The organism is Halomonas sp. ALS9 (genome assembly GCF_001651035.1).
Lineage (GTDB): Bacteria > Pseudomonadota > Gammaproteobacteria > Pseudomonadales > Halomonadaceae > Vreelandella.
This window is the reverse complement of sequence record NZ_LXRG01000192.1, coordinates 816098-836764: the sequence shown is the minus strand read 5'-3', so window position 1 is coordinate 836764 and position 20667 is coordinate 816098. Positions and strand designations below refer to the sequence as shown.

Here is a 20667-nt window from a genome sequence, read left to right as displayed (position 1 = left end):
TCGCAAGGCGCAAACGCTGCGTGCGGGGGATCCCCGCGGTGAAGGCAATGCGCTGGGCACGCTGATCAATCGCGAATCGGGCGAGAAGCTTAACGCCCTGCTCGACGATGCCCAGCAGCATGGCGCTCGCCTGGCCTGTGGCGGCAAGGCCGAAGGCGTCATTATGCAGCCCACCGTGGTCGATGGGGTTACCCAGGCGATGCGTCTGTATGGCGAAGAGTCGTTCGGCCCGGTAGTCGCAATGATGCGCGTTAAGGATGAAGAAGAAGCCCTGCGCGTGGCGAACGATAGCGAATATGGCCTTTCGGCTGCCGTATTCAGCCGCGACACCGCCCGCGCAATGCAGTTTGCCCAACGCATTGAGTCGGGTATATGCCATATCAACGCCCCCACTGTGCACGACGAGCCACAGATGCCGTTTGGCGGCGTTAAGTCGAGCGGCTATGGGCGCTTTGGCGGTAAGGCCGGGATCGAGGAGTTCACCGATCTGCGCTGGATGACCATGCAGCTTGGCCCGCGCCATTACCCCATTTAGCTAGTGTAAGCAGGATGTCTGGTAAGAAAGCGACGTCAATAAGAAATCCTTATGGTGGGGCGGCTTGCTCGGTAGAGAAGTATACCGAGCTGACAAGGTAATCGTATTTTTCACACTGAAGCCGCCTTGGTGTGTTTGAAGGTGGCTTTTTTTTTGGTACTTCAGGCGATCGTTAAGTGCGCTACTGGTCGCTACTTCGACCATAGTGGCGAGCGAATGTTGGAAAAGTCCAATTATATAATGCCATTGTACCTTTTATAGCAAGCCTTCTAGCCAGCATCACTGGAGACTCTAAGCACTCGGCTAGAACGACGCGTTGCTATACCTGAGCATAGACGAATGTCGATTAGCTCTACGCCTCGTAGTGGACTAATGTGATGGCTTAAAGCGAACTAGTATTCGCTATGCGAACTTGAAATAATCCAAGAAAGTCCCGGAGGCTCCCATGAAAATGTCCCTATCCCGATGCATTTTGGCAGCGGCAATTGCTGGCCTGGCCGTTAGCTCGGCCCAGGCAGAAACCACGCTACGTATGGCCCACTTTTGGCCTGGCCCTTCCGGCGTTAATCAAGATGTTCTGCAAGCATGGGCCGATACCATTGCAGAAGAGTCCAATGGCGATCTAACCATTCAAATGTTTCCCGCCGGTACCTTAGCCAAACCGGACTCCATCTATGAAGCCGCAGCCAACGGTATTGCCGATATTGGCGCCACCGCCCAGGGCTATACGGCTGGCCGTTTCCCGCTGTCGCAAATTGTTGAGCTACCGGGTGTAGCCAGCACCGCAACACAAGGGGCGTGCGTGCTACAGACGCTCTATGACGACGGTCACTTGGAAAGCGAATACGAAGATACGCGTCCGCTATTTATGTTCACCACAGGGCCTGGCGGTATCCACACCATCGATACCGATGTGCAAACGCCCGCTGATCTAGAAGGCTTGCGTATTCGCCGCCCAACGGCGGTGGCGGGTGAAATGCTGGAAAATATGGGCGCCAGCCCAGTGGGCATGCCAGCCCCTGATATTTACACCTCAATGCAGCGCGGCGTTATTGATGGTCTGAGTTTCCCCTGGGAAGGGCTGAAAGGCTTCCGTATCAACGAACTCGTCAACTATCACACCGAAGTACCGTTCTACACGCTGATCTTTGTGGCCACCATGAATCAGCGTAGTTATGACAGCCTGACCCCCGAGCAGCAGGCGGTGATCGATAATAATTCCGGTATGAGATGGGCTGAAAACGCCGGTGCGGTGTTTGATCGGCTCGATGTGGAAGGTAAGCAAGAGGCTGCCGACGCGGGCCATACCATTCGTGAAATTGAAAATCCGCTGGCGCATCCTGACTGGCAGAAGCCGCTTGAAACAGGTATCGAAAACTACCTGACGCAGCTGGAAGAGCGCGGTCTTGATCAGGCGCGCGATGTCTATCAGGCGGCGTTGGCAGCCAGTGAGTCTTGCAGCGCCCAATAGGGGTAATGTGTCATGCAATCTACTCTTTACCGGGCCAGCCATTGGCTGGCCCTTATTTGTCGCTTGGTGGCCGGGGTCGCTTTGATTGGCCTGCTGGCGGTTACCATTGCTGATGTCAGCACACGCTACCTTTCCCGGTTGACGGAAGGCGCGATTGCGCTGCGCGTATCGGGGAGTGTGGAACTGGTTAGCTATTTGATGCTGTTCGCGCTACTGGCGGCGATGGCGGCAAATGTCGAAAAAAGCCAAGTGGTGGTGGAAGCGTTCTCACATCGCTTACCACAAGCAATCAAAAATCGCGTGCAGGGCTTCTTTTTGCTCGGTTTTATGGCGTTGGGGCTGATCCTGTTTGTGGGCTTACTGGATTCTGCTGCTGCCGCTACGCGACATGGGGAAATAACCCAAGACCTGCGACTGCCCATGGGGCCGATTTACCAATTGGCAGCGGTGCTCAGTTTGCTATTGGGAATACGTAGCTTTATTCATGCCTTGCTAGGCGTCATTTATGCGGCGGGTGAGGAGGTGACTCATGGGGAGTGAAGCGATTGGTGCCATTGGGCTAGGGCTTTTATTGGTACTGATGATTCTGCGTGTGCCGGTCGCCTTGACCATGCTGATTGTCGGGGTCGTGGGGTTTGCCCAAGTCATAAGCTGGGATGCAGCCGTTGCGCAGTTAAAAACCGTCCCGGTTGAGGTGCTCTCTAACTACAGCTTCAGCGCCGTGCCCATGTTTATTTTAATGGGCGTACTTGCTGCCCATTCGGGGATGGCGGGGAAGCTATTTGACTCAACGCGCATTATTTGCGGCGGCTGGAAGGGTGGTCTGGCGATTGCTGCGGTGGGCTCTTGCGGTATTTTCTCCGCAATTTCCGGTTCATCGCTGGCGACGGCGAGCACCATGACCCGGGTGGCGCTGCCGGAAATGGAGCGCTATGGCTATAACCGTGGTTTAGCCACCGGCGCGCTGGCTGCTGGCGGCACGCTGGGCATTATGATTCCGCCCAGCATCGCGCTGCTTATTTACGCCATTCTTACCGAGCAGTCCGTTGGCGATATGTTTATGGCGGGGCTGATTCCCGGCCTGCTCGGGCTAGTGATGTATTCACTGACCATTTCGGTAGTGATGTACCTGCGCCCCTCCCTGGCGGTAGCGGGCCAACCCACTGCCTGGAAAGAGAAGCTATCCTCGCTGACCGGCTTAATACCCTTCTTTGGCGTTTTCCTGGTGATGATTTTAGGTATCTATTTTGGTGCCTTTACACCCACCGAGGGGGCCAGTGTCGGCGCGTTCGCCACGCTGCTTTACGCCCTGGTAAAAGGCATGCGCGGTGCCCAGCTATGGCATAGCGTACAAGAGACGCTGGCGCTCTCTGCGGTGGTGTTCTTTATGCTGGTGGGGGCTGAAACACTGGGGTACTTCATCTCGGTGTCGCGCATTTCGTTCTCTATCACTGATCTGCTCTACGGCATGGATCTCACACCTATTGTGGTGGTGCTGTGCATCCTGGCGCTCTACTTTGTGCTGGGCATGTTTATGGACTCCATCGCCATGCTGGTAATCACCGTGCCGGTGGTTTACCCCATTATTCAGGCCATGGGCATCGATCCGGTATGGTTCGGTATTTTGACCGTGCTGACCGTTGAGCTGGGGCTGATGACCCCGCCGGTGGGGATGAATGTGTTCGTGATTAAAGCGATGGCGCCGCATGTGGGGCTGGGGGAGATTTTCAAGGGCGTGACGCCTTTTGTAGTGTCTGACTTGATACGACTAGCGCTGTTAATCGCCTTCCCCATTTTGAGCACAATGTTTCTGCTCTAGGCAGTGTTTGTCTAAGTCTAAGCGTCGTTGAGATAGTAACGATGCAAGGCCTTTGGGGCCGACAGCAGGTGAGACTATGGACATCAATAATAATAAGGCACAAACACTTTCCTGTGATGCCGATGTATTGAAGCGTTTTAGCCGTGAGCTAATGGAGCTCACACAGCTGCCAAGATGCTCGGTTCCTGAAAGATGGCTATGTGAGGCGGTGCAAGGCTTCGCTAATATTGTGGGCTTTGATGCCGCTTGGTGGGGGCAACTGTATCTTTCGTCAGACGTCTCATCACCTGGCTCATCACCCAGGGTCATGATGGATGGCAGCTTGGGGCTGCGTTCATCTTTTGCCCAAGAGTGGCATCGTATTTCCGGGGTGGATCGGTTCGCTAAGGCTTCAATCTCCTACCTGGGCAAGGCGGTGCGGGGAGGGCATGACGATTTACCTGACACGGATTGCGCCGAGGTTGAAGCTTTCTGTCGGCGCCATGACATTTTGCATAGCATGGCTGTGACGCTAGAGTTTCCATGCAGCGGGATGCTGTTTTTTGTGTCGATTTATCGCAGTGCAACAAGTCGCGGATTCGATAGGCTTGATGCTCTGCTAATGGAGGAGTTTCTCACCCATTTGGCGTATTACTGGAAGCAGTATTTAGCCAAGATTCGTTTTGAGACCCTGCCCAATGGCTGGGATAACTATGCACTTACCAATAGGAAGGGGGAGCTCCTCTATATTGGTAAAGCGGTTCGCGTGGCGCTCGAACGAAAATATGACGGATGGCAGGGTTCTAGCCTGCCACGCCTTATCGCCGACAAGCTAAGCACGGCCCCGCCCGCGCTAATTGCTGATGAAAACAAAGGCATCATCGTGCACCACTGTGGTGACCTCATTGCCCTGACGCTATGTGCCCATCAGCGTTCAAGTGCGCTTTCCCCGCGTGAACTCAGTGCCGCTAGCCTCTATGCTCAGGGTAGCTCCTATAAACAAGTCGCCCGAATGCTGGGCATCACCCCGGCAACGGCAAGAACGTATCTGCGTAGCGCTTATGTGCAGTTAGGTGTTAGCAACAAAGTAGAACTGCTTTCAGCGCTGCGTCAGCCTGGTGAGTCATAAATGGCCGCGGCCTTGGCTTGGTATGCCAAGGCCGGTGCGAGTCGTTTTTTAACTGATTTTTACTCAGAAACGAGCTCAGAGAGCTTGTCGAAGAAGGCGAAGTTGTCATCGTCCCAGCCGACAGCATCGGGCGTGTGGCTCAACTTCACCACCACGGTTTGGTTGTCCGGGTCGATATAGATGTATTGGTTATAGATACCCATGGCGGTGTAGGCATCGCTATCAGGGAGGGTCCACCACTGATATTGGTAGCCGAGGTCGGCGCCCTCCGAAATATGCTCATAGCCAGGGTCGGACACCGTGGCCTCTGTTACCCAGTGGGCAGGCACGACTTGGTTGCCGTTAGCCTCGCCCATATGGAGCATCATCAGGCCTAAGCGGCCGAGGTCGCGCAGGGTGGCATTGAAACCAGCGCCATAGAACTCATCGCCGCCATCCATGATCCAGAAGCCATCTGCTTCCATACCCGCAGGCTGCCAGATTTTTTCAGACATGTACTCAGCGACCGTGGTATCTAAAACGCTCGCCAGCACACAGCCCAGCACGCTGGTATCCAGGGTGGCGTAATTAAAGCGTTCGCCGGGCGCGTACTCCGGCTCGGAAGAGGCAATGGCGTAATCGCACCAGCGGTAGTTGTTAGCCACAAGCGCGTTGTCATGCACTTCCGTTAGTTGGGTGTCTCCGCCAAACTCATAGACCTCTTCCCAGGCAACGCCAGAACGCATCCGCAGCACGTCAATGACGCGAACATCGTTGTAACCAGTGCCTGCTAGTTCGGGTAGGTATTTAGTGACCGGGTCATCGAGGCTCTCAATATTGCCCTCTTCAACGGCGATGCCTACCAAGGTCGCCAGGATCGACTTTGAGGCCGAGAATACCGCGTGCTGGCTGTCATCACTGAAGCCGTTTCGATACTGCTCGTAAACGATTTTGCCATCTTTAATGACCAGTAGCGCGTTGGTCTTAGTATTTTCCAGGTACTCCTCTAAAGGTACCTCGTTCCCTTCAAACGAGAAACTGTCATCAATTTCAATCAAGTCTGTTTCAAGCGGCCACGGTGTTGACGAAGCGGCCACGCGGCGGGTGGCAAACATTTTGTCTAGCTGTTGGAACGTCAGAAAATTGAGGTCAGGGTTAAACATATTGGCCCGAGCATTAATCATCGTCTCGGTGACCCACTGTTCCCCGATTGTTCGCTCCCCGTTTTCTTGTAGAGAAGATGCCAAACAGGCCGTTGAGGTAAGGGAAACGATCGCAGCAAGACAGATAGCATTGTACTTCGTATAGCTCTTGGAATTGTTCTTGGGAATGATCATGGTTTCTCCTAGCGAGGGTAGGTCTGGCCTAAATGGCCATGGGTTGCCCGCCGGTGAGGCGTGCTCGCACTCCATACTAGAAAGAGTCATTCGGGAAGTAACCCCTGCAAATGCAGAGGGGGGGGGGCAGTGTTAGTGGTAAAACAGATGTGGGCTAATGAGGTTGAGATTAGGGCCTGTTGGGCTCAACAGGCCCTGATGATAGTGGGGATGACGCACAATCGGCTTGATTGCCCGGCCATGCTCGGCATCGTCAATCGCTTGGTTGATCTGATCAAAGTCGTAAAAGGTAACAAGTCGATCGAACGGGAAGCGGCCCTGCTCATGCAAGCGAATCAGCGCCGGTATAAAAACATCCGGCAACGAGTCGCCTTCTACAATGCCGCGCAGGCTGCGCCCCGCCGACATCATATGGGTCAGGTTTAACTCTACCGTGATCGAAGGGTCGGACGCGCCGACAATCCCGCAGGTGCCACGTGGTGCTAAAGCGGCTACTGCGTTTTGAATAACGGCAGGCAGCCCAGTGGTATCAATGGCGTGGTCAACGCCGATGCCGCTCGTGGCTTGGAAGATTTGCTCCATAAGGTCTTCTGCGCTGGCAGGAATGGCATGGCTAGCGCCAAGCTCTTTTGCCAGTGCCAGCCGCTGCTCGTGGATATCGACCGCAATAATGGTGGTCGCACCGGCGACCACCCCCGCCATAATGGCCGACAGGCCCACGGAGCCGGTGCCAAACACGAGCAGCGAATCGCCTGGCGCGACCTTGAGTGAGTTAAGCACTGCCCCGGCGCCGGTTTGCACACCGCAGGCCAGTGGCCCGAGCAGCTCCAGCGGTGCTGAGTGGGGCACTTTGACGATATTGCGTTCATGGCAGAGGGCGTGGCTGGCGAAGGAGGATTGACCGAAGATATTGGCGTGCACCGGCTCGGCATCTTGCGATAGGCCGCTGGAATCATCGGCACGGGTGCCAAAGAAATTGCGGGGGAAAAAGTCATGGCAGTAGCTGGCTTGACCGCCCGAGCAACTGGGGCAGTGCCCGCAAGAGTTGAAGGTCATGACGACATGGTCGCCGGCCGCTACTTTCGTGACGCCTGCGCCGACACTTTCGACAATACCGGCGCCTTCATGGCCGAGCACCACAGGTTGAGGCGTGGGTAGCTGCTGATCGCGCATGGCGATATCGGTATGACAAATACCGGTGGCGACCACGCGGACCAAGATTTCGCCCGCGCGGGGCGCTTCAAGCTGTAACGTTTCAATAGAAAATGGCGCCCGCGGGGAGCGGGCAACGGCGGCAATGATATTCATGGCATGCTCCTGACTGGGTTCAAGCGGGTTACTTGGCGATCACCACCGATTGGATCGCGGTGTATTCGTGTAGCCCTGCCTCGGCGAACTCCACCCCGATGCCGGACTGCTTATGGCCGCCGAAGGGAATGTGCGGCGCCACGGCGAAGTGCTGGTTGACCCAGGCGCTGCCTGATTCCAATCGGCAGGCGATCTGCTTGCCCAGGGTGAGATCGTTCGTCCATACCGAACTGCCGAGGCCATAAGGCGAGTTATTGGCTCGCGCGATGGCTTCATTGATGTCATCAAAGCGCAGCAGCGAACGCACCGGGCCAAAAATTTCCTCATCCACCAGTGGGTTACCCTCTTCAATATCGCGAATCAGGGTGGGTTCGACGAAGTAGCCTGGGCCGTAGGTATGACCACCCGCAATGATGCGACCATGCTGGGGGGCCAGCTCCAGTAGCTTTTGCACTGCCTCGAACTGTTGACGGTTCTGCACGGGACCAAACTGCGTCGCCGGGTCTAATCCATCGCCCAGCTTGGCGGCGTGGGCTAGCTCGGCGAGGGCGTCGCACAGGCGGTCGTAGATACCCGACTGGATATAGAGGCGTTTAATCGACATACACACCTGCCCTGAGTTGATGAAGGCCAGGGCGAACAGCTGGGGTGCCACGGCGTCAATGTCCACGTCGTCAAGCACGATGGCGGCGTCGTTGCCACCCAGCTCCAGGGTGAGGCGTTGCAGGCTGTCGGCGGCAGAGCGCATCACCGCCCGCCCGGTGGTCGTGGATCCCGTGAAAGAGACTTTGTTGATGCCAGAGTGGCCGGTCAATAAAGGCCCAATATCGCCACCGTCCGGCAGTATGTTGACTACCCCTGGCGGTACCAGGTCGGCTATCAGTTCACCCAGGCGCAGCGTCGCCAGTGGCGTGGTGGGGCTTGGTTTGATAAGGCAGGTATTACCTGCGATCAGCGCAGGCCCCAGCTTGTAGCAGGCCATCACAAGCGGAAAGTTCCAAGGTACGATCGCCGCCACAACCCCCAGAGGGCGACGGTGGAGTTCGGCGCGCTGGTGTTCGTCGTCTTGCAGCGTGCGGGGTGAAAGATCCATTTCAGCGAAGTAGCGCAAAATGGCAGGGGCCTGACTGGTTTCGACCGCGGCACCTGCCAGCGGCTTGCCTTGTTCCAGCGTTATCCAGCGCTGTAGCTCCTCGGCATTCTCCTCAATGCAGTCGGCAATGGCACGTAATACCCTGCGGCGGTGTTCAATGGGCGTGTCTCGCCAGGCTGGCCACGCCGTTCTGGCCGCGCGAATAGCTTCCTCCACCTCTGCAGGTGTGACCCGGGGGCAGTGGGTCAGTATCGTTTCGTTACTTGGGTTGATCACCGGCATCTGCTGGGTGCCAGCGATCAATTCACCGTTAATGAGGGCGTGAAATTTATGATTATTTTGCATGGCGCTTCTCCTGTTGCGGATTCACCATTCAATGCCTCATTGCATGCCGGGTCTTGTCCATCTCTGCAGAACACTTGACGATGGCTGCAGCGGTGGGTTGCCAAGCATAAGCGTCTGGAGCAAGCTAAATAGGTGTGGAGTGTAACCAATAACAGAAACAATAAAATCGGAGTCACCCTGATATGAATGCCCTTACCTCAAGGGGGGCAGCATACCCCGATAGCGCACCGTTATTTTCGTTAAGCACCACCAGCCTGGAATGTTTCGTGGAAGCCAACGACAGGCATCTGTTGCCCCTGGAGATTTCGCCGTTAACGCCCGCATTTTGCGCACAGTTGCGAGGGCGCGCGTTGCTGCGAAGCTGGCTGGTAGACATCGCCAGTTCGCCGGTGCGCGTCGCTCGCACCCCGCGGCTGGCGGCCCAGACCAATGGTGATCACCTCTTCAAGCTGGTCTGGCAATTACACGGTGGCGCGCTGATGAGCCAGGGTGGGCAAACTATTCGGTTAGCCCCTGGAAAGATGACTATTTATCGGCTATCTAGTCCCTACCGGTTGCATACCTACGGGGAGTATCGTGCCCTGATGTTGAGAGTCGACCTTGCCGATATGCCTGAATGGCGACGCTTAGCCGAACGCTGTGAAGGGCTTGCCATCCCTGTAGATGCCGCTGCGTATGCCGCGCTAGCCGCACTGCGTGTTCAGCTTAGGCGTGACAGTGATCCATCGGTAGCTCAGGTGGAAGATGCTGCCCTGGAGCTGGTGTTCGGCTCACTCTGGCGCTACCAACAAGAACAGCTCTATAACGCCCCCATGCCCAGCGAGCGACTTACCCAAGCACGACGTATGGTGCTTGAGCGCCTTGCCGATACATTGCTGGCGCCGGAAGATCTGGCCTATGCCCTGAATATCTCGGTACGCGGGCTCTACGAGGAGTTCCGGCGTTATCGTATGGCACCACCGGCCGCGTTTATCCGTGAATTACGCTTGGAGCAGTGTTACCTGGCGTTATTAGATACGGCGCTGCAACAATGCAGCATTACGCATATTGCCCTGGAGCACGGCTTCTCTGATGGTGCGCATTTTGCGCGGGTGTTCCGCAAGCGCTATGGGGTCTCCCCCGGGGATCTTCGGGCGCGGCGAAAGCACTCGGGCTTGCCGTCGGGCGCTATAACGGCTTCGCGTCTATGACTGGGTGTGGTGCTAGCGTTGCCGAAACTCGCGCGGTATAAGCGTGGTAGTGCTGAGTTTCAAAAATGACGCTAAACTTTATTTTGGCTTCATGTCTAGAGGAGTCTGACCATTAAGCCGCGATTATCGGTTTTGACACTAGCCGTTGCGTTACTTCTTGCTACCGGTTCGACATTTGCCGAGCCGCCAACCCTCTTTGAGCACTGGGTGCCCTCTGGCTGGAAGCTCATCTCAAGTGCAACGGGCGACTTGAACCGAGACGGTGCAGATGATGCGGTGCTCGTGGTCGAAGAAGTGAGTGCTGACAACCTATTTGAGAATGACGGGTTTGGGTCACCCGTTCTCAACCTTAATCCTCGCCGCCTTATTGTGCTGCTTAATACCCAAAGCGGGTACCGTACGTTTTTGACCCGCGATAATCTACTGCCCAGTGAGCATAGTCAGGAGAATCCGTGCTTGGCGGATCCACTACTAAGTGAAGGAGATATCTCGATAGCGCGTGGGCGAATCCTCGTCGCGTTGGGCACTTGGCTGAGCTGTGGAAGCTATGGGGTCTCACGGCAGGCATTTACCTTTCGGCTTGAGAGCGAGAAATTCCGGCTAATCGGCTACGATTACTCAGGGTTCTCGCGCAGCACGGGGGAAGTAACCGAAGTGAGCGTTAATTACCTAACGGGTAAAAAGAAGACCACAACCGGCGGTAATATGTTCGAGGAAACGACTCCTTCAGTGTCATGGAGCCAGATTTCTGAACCGCACCAGCTCTATCTCGAAGACATATCACTCGACTGCTTCTCAAGCGATAGCGCCGGATGTAGTTGGTATCGATAGGCAAAGTGTAAGCATTGGACTAAAGTCTAGTGCTTGGCTATGCTGTTAGCATCCTCACTAAATTGTCAGGTACCACTGCCATGATCTCCGCTACTAACGCTTCCTTGATTAAACGAACTCTGGGCGTTGCCTATCGGCTGCTTGAGCGAATGACCGAGCGTGCCTACCGCCACCACTGGGCGCACCTGTTTAATCGCTACGGTATCTAAACGCTCAGTTGCCCGTAGCTTTGACATTGGGTCGAGAGACACCAAAAAGGGTCAGCGCATTTGCGCTGGCCCTTTTGCATTTTGAAAAGCTGTTTTGAAAAACTTTTTTGAAAAGCTATTATCTGCAATTTAAGCAATCAACTATCAGCATTTTAGTTATTGTTAAGCTTCTTGGTATGGCTTATATCGTGAGAGTGCTATGGATACTAAAGTTAAAAATATCGAAAAAAAATTATTGTCGGATAACTGGTATACCCTCAATAAATACTCATTTGATTATCAAAAGCCTGATGGTGAATGGGAGAGGCAAGAGCGTGAAGCCTATGACCGAGGTAATGGGTCAACAATACTTTTATACAACCATAGTAAAGGTAGTGTCATATTGACTCGCCAGTTTCGCTTGCCCACATTTGTTAATGGCAATGCCGACGGAATGTTAATCGAAACATGTGCAGGGTTGCTAGATGAAGATAATGCTGAAGATTGTATTAAAAAAGAAGCCGAGGAAGAAACGGGTTATAGGGTCGATAAAGTAAAGAAAATATTTGAAGCCTATATGTCACCGGGCTCGGTCACCGAAAAGCTTTACTTTTTTGTGGCTGAATATTCAGACGACATGAAAGTTTCTTCAGGAGGCGGTTTAGAGCATGAGCAGGAAAATATCGAGGTGTTAGAGCTAGATTTTAATGACGCTTACGCCAAGATTAGCTCGGGAGAAATTCAAGATGGTAAAACCATAATGCTGCTCCAATATGCAAAGCTCAATCAGCTTTTTAGTTTTGATAAAGGCGAATAAGAATACATTAAAAAGCGCTTCACTACGTGTCGGTGGTGCTCCAAATTTTAGTTGGCTGCTAGGCGGCTAAAGGGTCTCACCAGCTTCAGACCCTTGGCTGGCTTCAGCGTTGGTTAGCTCTCATTGCCAGCCAGATAGCAACACGGCTTCGCGCCTATGACTGGGCGTGCTGGCGCAGCCGAAACTCCCGCGGCGAGAGCGTGGTATTGCGCTTAAAAAAGCGTGTGAAGTAAGCCGGTTCAGAGAAGCCCAAGCTGTCGGAGACCTGGCCGATGGTCATATTGGTATAGGTGAGCTGACGCTTGGCTTCCAGCAATAAGCGTTCATGCAGCAATTGCAGGGCGCTGCGCCCGGCGAGCTGCCGGCAGAGCAGGTTCAGGTGCGCGCTACTCACCCCGATCTGCTCGGCTAACTGCTCAATACTTGGCTGCTCGCGATAGTGGGCGTCGATCAGCGCTTGATAGTGTTCTAAATGCTGCCGTCCTTTGTCACTTTGGCGGGGGCCATAGCGTTTTGTCGCGCGGCCTGCATAAGCACAAAGACGCGATAGCTCGACCACCAAGGCTTGGGTAAGTGCTTCGAGTAGGCTATTGCGTCCGGGGGCCGGTTGGCGGTACTCCTGGTCGATCTGGGCCACCAGCGTGGCAATTTTGTCGGTCTGGTTTGGCTGGAGCAGCGGATAGAAGTCGGCTTTTTTTAGCGTACTGCTCTCACCCATTAGTGCATGTAAGTGGTCGGCCAGCGGTTTGGCCAGGGTGATAATGTGTCCTTCCACATCCGGTGAAAAGAGAAAGCCGTGAATAGCCATCGCGGGCACAACGATAGCGCTGGTGCTCTGAAGCTGATGGCTTGTTCCCTCCAGTTCCAGCTCAACGCTACCGTGAGAAATAAACAGAATATGCACGAGATCCGCATGGCGGTGCGGCCGGATCCGCCAGTCATGTAGCTGGCTGCGCTCGGGGATAGACTCGCAGTGGAGCAAGTCGGGCGTGGGCCAGTGCTGCGTCTCGCCATACAGTTTAAAGACCGGAACGGACGTTGCCGATGAGGCTGGCATCACCTGCTTCTCCTATACGACTAAGGTTGGGTAATAAGACGCTAAATGTCCAATAATTGATCTAGATCATGCCTTATTATGCGGCGTGTTTCATTGAAAAATACAAGTCATACGTTTTAGATAATGACAATGATGAGGCATCCCCTATGAAAACACAGGTCGCGATTATTGGCGCAGGGCCTTCAGGCCTATTGCTGGGTCAGCTACTGCATCGTCAAGGCATTGATAACGTGATTGTTGAGCGGCGTAGCGGTGAGTATGTATTAAGCCGTATCCGCGCCGGTGTACTGGAGCAGGGCATGGTGGACTTGCTGCGCGAAGCGGGGGTTGACCAGCGCATGGATGAAGAGGGCCTGCCCCATGACGGTTTTGAGCTGGTTTTTGATAACCGCCGCGTGCGGGTTGCGCTGGACGAACTGACCGGCGGCAGCAAAGTGATGGTATACGGCCAAACCGAGGTCACGCGGGACCTGATGGAGGCCCGCGCCGCCGCTGGCGCGACAACTCTTTACGAGGCGGAAAACGTTCAGCCCCACGACCTGGATAGCGACAGCCCCTACCTCACCTTTGAGTATAACGGTGAAACCGTCCGGCTTGATTGTGACTATGTTGCCGGTTGCGATGGTTATCATGGTGTCTCCCGCCAATCGATCCCTCCAGAGCGTATTAAAGAGTTTGAAAAGGTCTACCCGTTTGGCTGGTTGGGGGTGCTCTCGGACACGCCCCCGGTCTCGGACGAGCTGATTTACGCAAGCCACGAGCGCGGCTTCAGTTTGTGCAGCATGCGCTCTGCCACCCGCAGCCGTTACTACCTTCAGGTACCCTTGGATGAAAAGGTAGAAGATTGGTCGGATGAGCGCTTTTGGGAAGAGCTGAAGCGCCGCCTGCCTGATGACGTTGCCGCAAAGCTGGTGACTGGGCCTTCGATTGAGAAGAGCATCGCACCGCTGCGTAGCTATGTGGTCGAACCCATGCAGTACGGGCGGCTGTTCTTGGTCGGCGATGCGGCGCATATCGTACCGCCCACCGGCGCCAAGGGGCTAAACCTGGCCGCCAGCGATGTGAATACGCTCTATCGGCTAATGGTGAAGGTCTACCAAGAGGGCCGCACGGATTTGATCGAGCGCTACTCGCAAACCTGCCTGAAGCGCATCTGGAAGGCGGAGCGCTTCTCCTGGTGGATGACCTCCATGCTGCACAACTTCTCTGATGAGGAAGATTTCAACAGCCGCATGCAGTTGGCCGAGTTGGACTACGTCACCAGCTCTAAAGCAGGGATGACCACCATCGCAGAAAACTATGTGGGTCTGCCTTACGAATCACTGGAATAGCCTCTCACCTTTCTCTGTTTATCCTCTTGCCCAGGCGCCAGCTTGGGCTTTTTTACGCGTGGTCGCCATGATTTGACGCTGATAAATATCTGGCCTATATTGTTCGTATTACAAATTAGTGTTCGTTATGCGAATAAAAAGAGGTTTTTATGTCTCAGCCCTGCATCATTTGCGTCGCCATTACCGGCAGCCTGCCGCGCAAAGAGAACAATCCTGCCGTGCCGATTACGGTTGAAGAGCAGATCGAAAGTACCCAGGCGGCGTTTGAAGCAGGAGCAACTATTGCTCACTGCCATGTGCGCAACGATGATCAAACGCCTTCCTCTGACCCGGAGAAGTTTGGTCGTTTGATGGAGGGACTTAAAAAGCACTGCCCGGGCATGATCATTCAGCTCTCTACCGGTGGACGCTCGGGCGCGGGAGAGGCACGTGGCGGTATGTTGCCGCTCAAGCCTGATATGGCTAGCCTTTCGGTTGGGTCCAATAACTTCCCTAATCGTGTTTACGAGAATCCACCACAGTTGGTGGAGTGGCTTGCCGACGAGATGCTTAAGTACGCCGTTAAGCCCGAGATAGAGGCGTTTGACTTGTCGCATATTCACCAAGCAGTAAGTCTTTCCAAGCAAGGCAAGTTAGCGACGCCGCTCTACGTTCAGTTCGTCATGGGCGTAAAGAACGCCATGCCTGCGGACAAGCCCTCTTTTGATTTCTATATTGAGACGCTCAAGCGGCTGGCGCCAGATGCTCACTGGTGTGGCGCAGGCATTGGCGCCAATCAGTATCTGCTTAACGAGTGGTCAATTGCTGCTGGCGGCCATACACGCACTGGCCTTGAAGATAACGTGCGCTTGGACAGTAATACGCTGGCTCCTTCTAACGCAGCGTTAGTCGAGCGCACGGTAGCATTGTGCGAAAGGTATGAGCGCCCTGTTGCAAACTGGCAGCAGGCCCGTGAGATGCTCGGTCTATAAAGTAAGTTTAACCCTTGGTATCTAACCTTTAACCTGAATAAATTTACTTGCCGCCTAACGTACCCTCGCCCATGCTCTTAATTGAATGAAATGACGCTGGGTATTGGCTAAAACGAAACGTTGGGACGTTTGAAAATGGCAAAGTTTTTTCAGGAATTCCGTGAGTTTGCGGTAAAAGGTAACGTCGTCGATATGGCGGTGGGGATTATTATCGGCGGGGCATTTACGCTGATTGTGCAGAGCCTGGTGGCGGACGTCATGAACCCGCTGATTGGTTTGCTGGTGGGCGGGGTCGACTTTTCAAATCTATTTGTGGTGTTGCGGCCAGGGAGTGTGGCTGGCCCTTATGCCACGCTGGCGGATGCCCAGGCGGCAGGGGCGGTAACGCTAAATGTTGGGCTGTTTATCAATGCGGTGGTGAGCTTTACGATTGTCGCCTTTGTCGTTTTTCTATTGGTGCGCACCATTAACCGGTTAAAGCGCGAAGAGGCGGTGGCCCCGGCAAGCCCGACAGAGCAGCCTTGCCCTTATTGTTTGATGGTGGTGCCGATCAAAGCCACCCGCTGCGGTCACTGCACAGCAACGCTTTCTCAGCCAGTCGTGGCTGAAGCGCCGGTTGAGACCACCATGCCACCCCAAACGCCGCCAGCCAAACCTTGACTCACTAAAAAGGGCGCCTAAAAGGCGCCCTTGAACGTTATACCAGAAGCGCAATTAGGCGCTTTTCTTGATGGTTTTACTCTCTTTTTGCTTACTGTCTGGTTTTTTGCTGTCGTTAGCATCGCTGGGTTGCGGTAGTGATGGCAGCGATTTAGCCAGCATTTCAACGCTGTGGCGGTAGTAGAGCTGGCTCTTATTATGCTCGCCAAGGCTTGCATAAAGGCGCGCAAGCTCAGCGCAAACTTCGCCATTGGGGCGCTGACGCTGGCTGGCTTCAAAGTACTCTAGTGCCTTTTGCCACTGGCCGATGCGTAGCGAGAGGCGGCCGCAAGCGAGCAGCAGCTCTGGGTCGTTGGGACGCTCCTGCAGCCATTTTTCGGCTTTTACAAGTTGGCGAGCGGCGTCCACATTTAGCAGGCCGTAGCGTTTTACTAAACGTGCGTCCCAATGGTTATCCAACGAGTGGTTGAGCAGACGTTCGGCGATCGGCTCTTCGTTGGCCTGAATCAGCGCCTCGGTATAGAGTACGATCAGCTCGGTATTGCCGCGCAGGTAGTCGGGCATATCGGCCCAAAGGCCACGCACCCGCTCGATGTTGGTGGGGTTTTGCGCCTCAAATACGATGAGTTCACGGTAGGCTTTAAATTCCAGCTGCTCACGCTCTTGCTGAGTGATGAGCTTCTGCGCCGCCAGGCGTGGAATCAAACGCCGTAAACCTTCCCAATCATTGACGCTTAAATGCACCTGTTTGAGTAGTTTGAGCACCTGCGGGTGATTAGAAAGCTTTTTATCCAGACGATTAAGAATCGCCAGCGCCTCTTCCGGCTGCTGGCGCTCAATCATCATTTGCGCCTGCATCAAGCCTACTGCCGTGTCGGCGCCGTCGGTGGTTAGCTCCGCTTGATTCAGGTGCTCCTGGGATTTGCTGTGATGGCCCTGGTAATGGGCGGCCAGCGCTGCGGATAGGTAGTTAACCAGCGGTGTGCTGGAGTCATCGGCGGCGTTAAGCAGCGTTTTCTCCGCTTTTTTCCAGCGTCCTTCGGTCAACGCTACCAAGCCACGCACGGTGCGCTGCATGGCGCGGCGGTTGCGGGCGCGGCTGTTCCAACTGCGAAAGCGTCCCATGGGGCGAATAATGCCGCTGAGCAGGCGCAGCACAAAGTGTAGGACGATAAAGGCGGCAAACAGCAGCACCAGACCAAACCAAAACGAGGTTTGGATGGAAGAGTCGCCCACGCGGATTAGCCAGTAGCCGGGCACCGACATCATCAGGTGCCCAAACAGAGCCCCGACGGCGAGGCCTGCGACAATGAGGAGAACAAGCTTTCTCATGCATCACCTCCGCTTTGGCCACGTGTCTCATAGCGGTTCTCGATAAAGCGTGCGAGTTCCTGCTGCGAAGCACTGATATCGGGCAGCTCCGGCTTTACCTCGGCCTGCTTTAGCTCTTCAAGGCGCGTAATAACGCTTTGTGTCTCTTCGCGCGTGGTGTCGTAGTAGTCGTTCAGTAGCTGTAGTGCTTTGTCGATACTCGCGTCATAAAGCGCTTTTTCTTCGTTGAGCAGGGCTAACTGCGTCTGCTCTAGCACCAGGCGTAGACTCTGGCGCAGGTACGACTCTTGCTCTGGCGTAATCAGCGCTTCCAGGGCTTCGTCGTGATGACGGATCACTACCAAGTCTTTGAGCTCTTCACCGAAGCGCGCCAGTTGGCGTTGGAAAGTGCCAGTGGGCGGCTCTTCGATGCTAGAGGTTACCGCCTGCTCTTCAATTTCTTGGGAGAGACGTAAGCTAGAAATACGCTGCTGCTGTGCATTGAGTGCTAAATAGAGGCCGGTGCGGTCAATCTGGGGGACAGCGTCTAGAGCGGCTAGCTCATTGGCAATCGCTTCGCGTACAGGGGTCAACGCGGGGTTATCAGCATCAACCAGGCGGGCGTCGGCGGTACGCAGCAGTGCTGCCGCGCCATCTACGTCGCCTTCAAGCTGTAGGCGCTGGTTGGCCAAACGCAGCAGGTAAGCCGCTTCGGCATGCAGCCACTCGCGTTCGTCGGTGTCCTGCTCTTGAGAGAGCTGATCCAGCACTTGGCCCAGGGTCTCATCGACGTCGCTGCGGTAGCTGTCAAATTCATCACGCAGGTCACCCAGTGTGCTCTGCAGCGCTTCATCGCGCTCGGCTTCACCGCTATCCAGGCGTGATTCAAGGTCGCTAACCGCCTGTTGCGAGGCGCTACCTTCAGTCTGTTGCGCCAGTTCGTCGAGGCGCTGCTGCTGACTATCCAGGCGTTGCCAACCTTGCCAAGCGACGAACACCAAGGCAATTGCCAGGATAACCACCAGGGCAATCGCGAGACCGCCACTTTTGCCGCCTCCGCTTTTGCCACCACTGCTCTGGCTGCTGCCTTTGTGGCCAGTGGGCGGCGTGGTGCCCGCCGATGACTTGTCGCTGGTCGGCTTTGACGAGGCGGCGTTTGAAGATGGCGAGCTCGAAGCTGACCCACTTGAGGAAGAGGGGCTTGGTTGCGCTGAACTCGGTGAAGCTGATGCAGGGCTAGTGGCGCTCTCTTTAGGTGTGCCAGGGGCGCTTGCATTGCTTGTCGTGGTATCTGTCGGTTTAGCCGTGCTGGTAGCGCTGCTAGCAGCGGTTGAACTCGCAGCTGGCGAGCCCTTTCCACGCCGCCGCGACCGACTATTTTTAGCATCGCTCTGAGCAGGTGTTGTTGAGCTCGGCGTTGCGGTCGGCGTGTTGGGCTCAGTCGCGTCGGTCGTGGAAGCTGCTTTGTCGGTCGTTTTAGGGACGCCTTGGGAGGCATCGGCGGACGTGGGTTGTACATCGTCCTGATCGTTTACTTGTTTGCTCATGTGTCGCTAGCCCTTAGTAAGTTCCTTGATCGACATCGGCACCCTGTGGGTCGCAGGTCTCCAACGCCGCTATCAACGCAGCTGGCGTAGCTCCGGACGCCACCTTAAGGTCACAAAAACCCAGTATGCCAGCCAGTGTAGCCAAACGGCGACTGGAAACGATTAGCGGTTGGTTCAAGGCCGCCTGATTACACCATTTTGCCAGATGTTCCAGCAGTTCGCTGCTGGTGACGATCAACGCCCGGTAATTACCTGAAAAAAAGCGCGTTTGCAGAGTGGGAGCGAGGGGTTGGAGCGTGCGTCGATACACCGCCACCCGCGTTATCTGAGCCCCTCGCTCGGCAAGCGTTTCAGCGATCAGGGGGCGGCCTCCTTCTCCTGCCACCAGTAGAATGCGCTGGTGTGCTAACTGCTGTAGCGAGGCGAGCGCAAGTAGCGCTTCGCTGGTATCTTCACCGGCACTCGGCGAAGGCACATGCACGCGCACTCCCAACTGATCATAAAGCGTCGCCGCGGTGGTGCTGCCAACGCTGTAGTAATCAATGCCAATGGGCAGCTGTGGCCAGAAGCGATCCAGCGCTTCGCTTAAACACGTCGCTGCAAAGGGGCTGATGACAATTATCTTATGGTACTGATCAATATCCAGCCAGATTTGCCGCATCGCGGGGTCTTCTGGCAAGGCTTCAAGTTGCATCACGTTCAGTGATTCAACGCTCTCACCCCGTTCACGTAGCGCAGCGGCAAGCGCTTCTCCGCGCTTGCCTGGGCGACAGATCAGTACTGGCTGGTTCATATGGCGCGACCATAAACCTCAGCTAGAATTTCGCCAGCGCCCTGGTCAAGTAGATCTTCAGCAACGCGAATACCCAGCGCTTCAGGTTCGTGCATGGAGCCGCTGCCTTCAGCACGCAGCACTTCAGTGCCTTCAGGATTGCCAACTAAGCCGCGTAGCCACAGGGTTTCATTGGCGGTGTCCAGCACCGCATGGCCTGCAATGGGCACTTGGCAGCCGCCCTCTAAACGGGTATTCATGGCCCGCTCGGCGCGCACACGCGTTGCGGTGTCGGCGTCATCCAGCGGGGCTAACAAGGCAATCAGTTCGGGATCATGCAGGCGGCACTCAATGCCTAACGCGCCTTGACCGCAGGCGGGCAAGCACACTTCCGGCGGCAGTGCCTGGGCAATCCGCTCATCCAAGCCTAAACGTTTGAGGCCAGAGGTCGCCAGGATGATGGCGTCGAATTCGCCCGCATCTAATTTGCCTAGCCGGGTTTGCACGTTGCCACGCAGGTTAAGAATTTGCAGGTCGGGGCGGGCTTCTCGCATCTGCAGCCCGCGCCGTAGGCTGGCGGTGCCAATGCGAGCGCCTTCGGGAAGCTCATCCATACTGGCGTAGTGATTCGAGACAAACGCATCGGTAGGGTCGGCGCCCTCTAAAATGACCGAAAGGCCCAGCCCTTCAGGGAAGTGCATCGGCACATCCTTCATCGAGTGGACGGCAATATCGGCACGACCATCCAGCATGGCATCTTCCAACTCTTTGACGAATAGACCTTTGCCGCCAATTTTAGATAGCGGCGTATCAAGAATTTTATCGCCCTTGGTAGACAGCGCCACAAGTTCGACCTCAAGGCCGTCATGGGCCGCCATTAAGCGGTCGCGAACGTACTCCGCCTGCCACATGGCCAATTGGCTTTTACGCGTGGCAATGCGCAGTTTGGTGATTGATAGCACGTTATTCTCCCTATACCGCAGACACGGCGAGTCAA

21 protein-coding genes are annotated in these 20667 nt (G+C 55.3%); 13 read left to right on the top strand and 8 right to left on the bottom strand.

Features of this window, described 5'->3' with window-relative positions; all coding sequences use genetic code 11:
* The 5 genes from A6R74_RS17620 to A6R74_RS17600 form a co-directional block, all read left to right on the top strand.
* The coding region (locus A6R74_RS17620; protein WP_121499415.1) for an aldehyde dehydrogenase family protein at positions 1 to 535 on the top strand (535 nt) is incomplete at its 5' end.
* Positions 536 to 980: 445 nt separating this feature from the next.
* The gene (locus A6R74_RS17615; protein ID WP_064235752.1) at positions 981 to 2006 is read left to right on the top strand and encodes a TRAP transporter substrate-binding protein; all 1026 of its coding nucleotides are present in this window, start codon (positions 981 to 983) and stop codon (positions 2004 to 2006) included.
* 12 nt (positions 2007 to 2018) lie between these two features.
* Positions 2019 to 2546 (top strand): TRAP transporter small permease, encoded by a 528-nt coding sequence (locus A6R74_RS17610; protein ID WP_064235751.1) that lies wholly within the window; start codon positions 2019 to 2021, stop codon positions 2544 to 2546.
* Positions 2536 to 3825 carry a TRAP transporter large permease gene (locus tag A6R74_RS17605; RefSeq protein ID WP_064235750.1) on the top strand — a complete coding sequence of 430 codons (1290 nt, stop codon included), beginning with the start codon at positions 2536 to 2538 and terminating at the stop codon, positions 3823 to 3825. The genes A6R74_RS17610 and A6R74_RS17605 overlap by 11 nt, the downstream gene beginning before the upstream one ends.
* 76 nt (positions 3826 to 3901) lie before the next feature.
* On the top strand, positions 3902 to 4933 hold the full coding sequence (locus A6R74_RS17600; RefSeq protein WP_064235749.1) for a helix-turn-helix transcriptional regulator: 1032 nt from the start codon (positions 3902 to 3904) through the stop codon (positions 4931 to 4933).
* Between the two features lie 59 nt (positions 4934 to 4992).
* On the opposite strand, the gene A6R74_RS17595 is transcribed toward A6R74_RS17600, so the two are convergent.
* The 3 genes from A6R74_RS17595 to A6R74_RS17585 form a co-directional block, all read right to left on the bottom strand.
* Positions 4993 to 6249, bottom strand: a complete 1257-nt coding sequence (locus tag A6R74_RS17595) for a serine hydrolase domain-containing protein (RefSeq protein WP_064235748.1) — start codon at positions 6247 to 6249, stop codon at positions 4993 to 4995.
* Positions 6250 to 6381: 132 nt separating this feature from the next.
* On the bottom strand, positions 6382 to 7557 hold the full coding sequence (locus tag A6R74_RS17590; RefSeq protein WP_082906732.1) for an NAD(P)-dependent alcohol dehydrogenase: 1176 nt from the start codon (positions 7555 to 7557) through the stop codon (positions 6382 to 6384).
* A 28-nt stretch (positions 7558 to 7585) separates the two neighbouring features.
* Entirely contained in the window at positions 7586 to 8995 is a 1410-nt protein-coding gene (locus tag A6R74_RS17585) for an aldehyde dehydrogenase family protein (RefSeq protein WP_064235747.1), read from the bottom strand.
* A 182-nt stretch (positions 8996 to 9177) separates the two neighbouring features.
* On the opposite strand from A6R74_RS17585, the gene A6R74_RS17580 reads away from it, so the two are divergent.
* The 4 genes from A6R74_RS17580 to nudK all read left to right on the top strand — a co-directional run bounded on the left by A6R74_RS17580 (position 9178) and on the right by nudK (position 12021).
* Positions 9178 to 10185 (top strand): helix-turn-helix domain-containing protein, encoded by a 1008-nt coding sequence (locus A6R74_RS17580; protein ID WP_064235746.1) that lies wholly within the window; start codon positions 9178 to 9180, stop codon positions 10183 to 10185.
* Between the two features lie 132 nt (positions 10186 to 10317).
* Entirely contained in the window at positions 10318 to 11016 is a 699-nt protein-coding gene (locus A6R74_RS17575) for a hypothetical protein (protein WP_064235745.1), read from the top strand.
* A gap of 80 nt (positions 11017 to 11096) precedes the next feature.
* Positions 11097 to 11225 (top strand): hypothetical protein, encoded by a 129-nt coding sequence (locus A6R74_RS23265; RefSeq protein WP_276204807.1) that lies wholly within the window; start codon positions 11097 to 11099, stop codon positions 11223 to 11225.
* A 199-nt stretch (positions 11226 to 11424) separates the two neighbouring features.
* Positions 11425 to 12021, top strand: coding sequence for a GDP-mannose pyrophosphatase NudK (nudK, locus tag A6R74_RS17570; RefSeq protein ID WP_064235744.1), 597 nt, complete (start codon positions 11425 to 11427; stop codon positions 12019 to 12021).
* A 154-nt stretch (positions 12022 to 12175) separates the two neighbouring features.
* Here nudK and A6R74_RS17565 read toward each other — a convergent pair whose 3' ends face one another.
* A complete protein-coding gene (locus tag A6R74_RS17565; protein WP_064235743.1) occupies positions 12176 to 13078 on the bottom strand; it encodes a helix-turn-helix domain-containing protein in 903 nt (300 codons plus the stop codon).
* 146 nt (positions 13079 to 13224) lie between these two features.
* On the opposite strand from A6R74_RS17565, the gene pobA reads away from it, so the two are divergent.
* The 3 genes from pobA (at position 13225) to mscL (ending at position 16040) form a co-directional block, all read left to right on the top strand.
* Positions 13225 to 14409: a 4-hydroxybenzoate 3-monooxygenase gene (gene pobA, locus A6R74_RS17560; protein WP_064235742.1), complete on the top strand. Its 1185-nt coding sequence runs from the start codon at positions 13225 to 13227 to the stop codon at positions 14407 to 14409.
* A 149-nt stretch (positions 14410 to 14558) separates the two neighbouring features.
* Positions 14559 to 15380: a 3-keto-5-aminohexanoate cleavage protein gene (locus A6R74_RS17555; protein ID WP_064235741.1), complete on the top strand. Its 822-nt coding sequence runs from the start codon at positions 14559 to 14561 to the stop codon at positions 15378 to 15380.
* A 135-nt stretch (positions 15381 to 15515) separates the two neighbouring features.
* Complete coding sequence (gene mscL, locus A6R74_RS17550) at positions 15516 to 16040, top strand: large-conductance mechanosensitive channel protein MscL (RefSeq protein WP_064235740.1); 525 nt, start codon at positions 15516 to 15518, stop codon at positions 16038 to 16040.
* 54 nt (positions 16041 to 16094) lie between these two features.
* Here the strand turns inward: mscL and A6R74_RS17545 are convergent, their stop codons facing one another.
* Together A6R74_RS17545 and A6R74_RS17540 are read right to left on the bottom strand one after the other, a co-directional pair.
* Entirely contained in the window at positions 16095 to 17372 is a 1278-nt protein-coding gene (locus tag A6R74_RS17545) for a heme biosynthesis HemY N-terminal domain-containing protein (RefSeq protein ID WP_064235739.1), read from the bottom strand.
* The gene (locus A6R74_RS17540) at positions 17369 to 18373 is read right to left on the bottom strand and encodes a uroporphyrinogen-III C-methyltransferase (protein ID WP_165603394.1); all 1005 of its coding nucleotides are present in this window, start codon (positions 18371 to 18373) and stop codon (positions 17369 to 17371) included. Before A6R74_RS17540 ends, A6R74_RS17545 begins: the two co-directional genes overlap by 4 nt.
* 25 nt (positions 18374 to 18398) lie before the next feature.
* Between A6R74_RS17540 and A6R74_RS22820 the strand changes: the two genes are divergently transcribed.
* Positions 18399 to 18746 (top strand): hypothetical protein, encoded by a 348-nt coding sequence (locus tag A6R74_RS22820; RefSeq protein ID WP_165603393.1) that lies wholly within the window; start codon positions 18399 to 18401, stop codon positions 18744 to 18746.
* A gap of 165 nt (positions 18747 to 18911) precedes the next feature.
* Here A6R74_RS22820 and A6R74_RS17535 read toward each other — a convergent pair whose 3' ends face one another.
* Together A6R74_RS17535 and hemC are read right to left on the bottom strand one after the other, a co-directional pair.
* A complete protein-coding gene (locus A6R74_RS17535) occupies positions 18912 to 19691 on the bottom strand; it encodes a uroporphyrinogen-III synthase (protein WP_064235737.1) in 780 nt (259 codons plus the stop codon).
* Positions 19688 to 20632: a hydroxymethylbilane synthase gene (gene hemC, locus A6R74_RS17530; protein ID WP_064235736.1), complete on the bottom strand. Its 945-nt coding sequence runs from the start codon at positions 20630 to 20632 to the stop codon at positions 19688 to 19690. Before hemC ends, A6R74_RS17535 begins: the two co-directional genes overlap by 4 nt.
* Positions 20633 to 20667 lie beyond the last annotated feature (35 nt).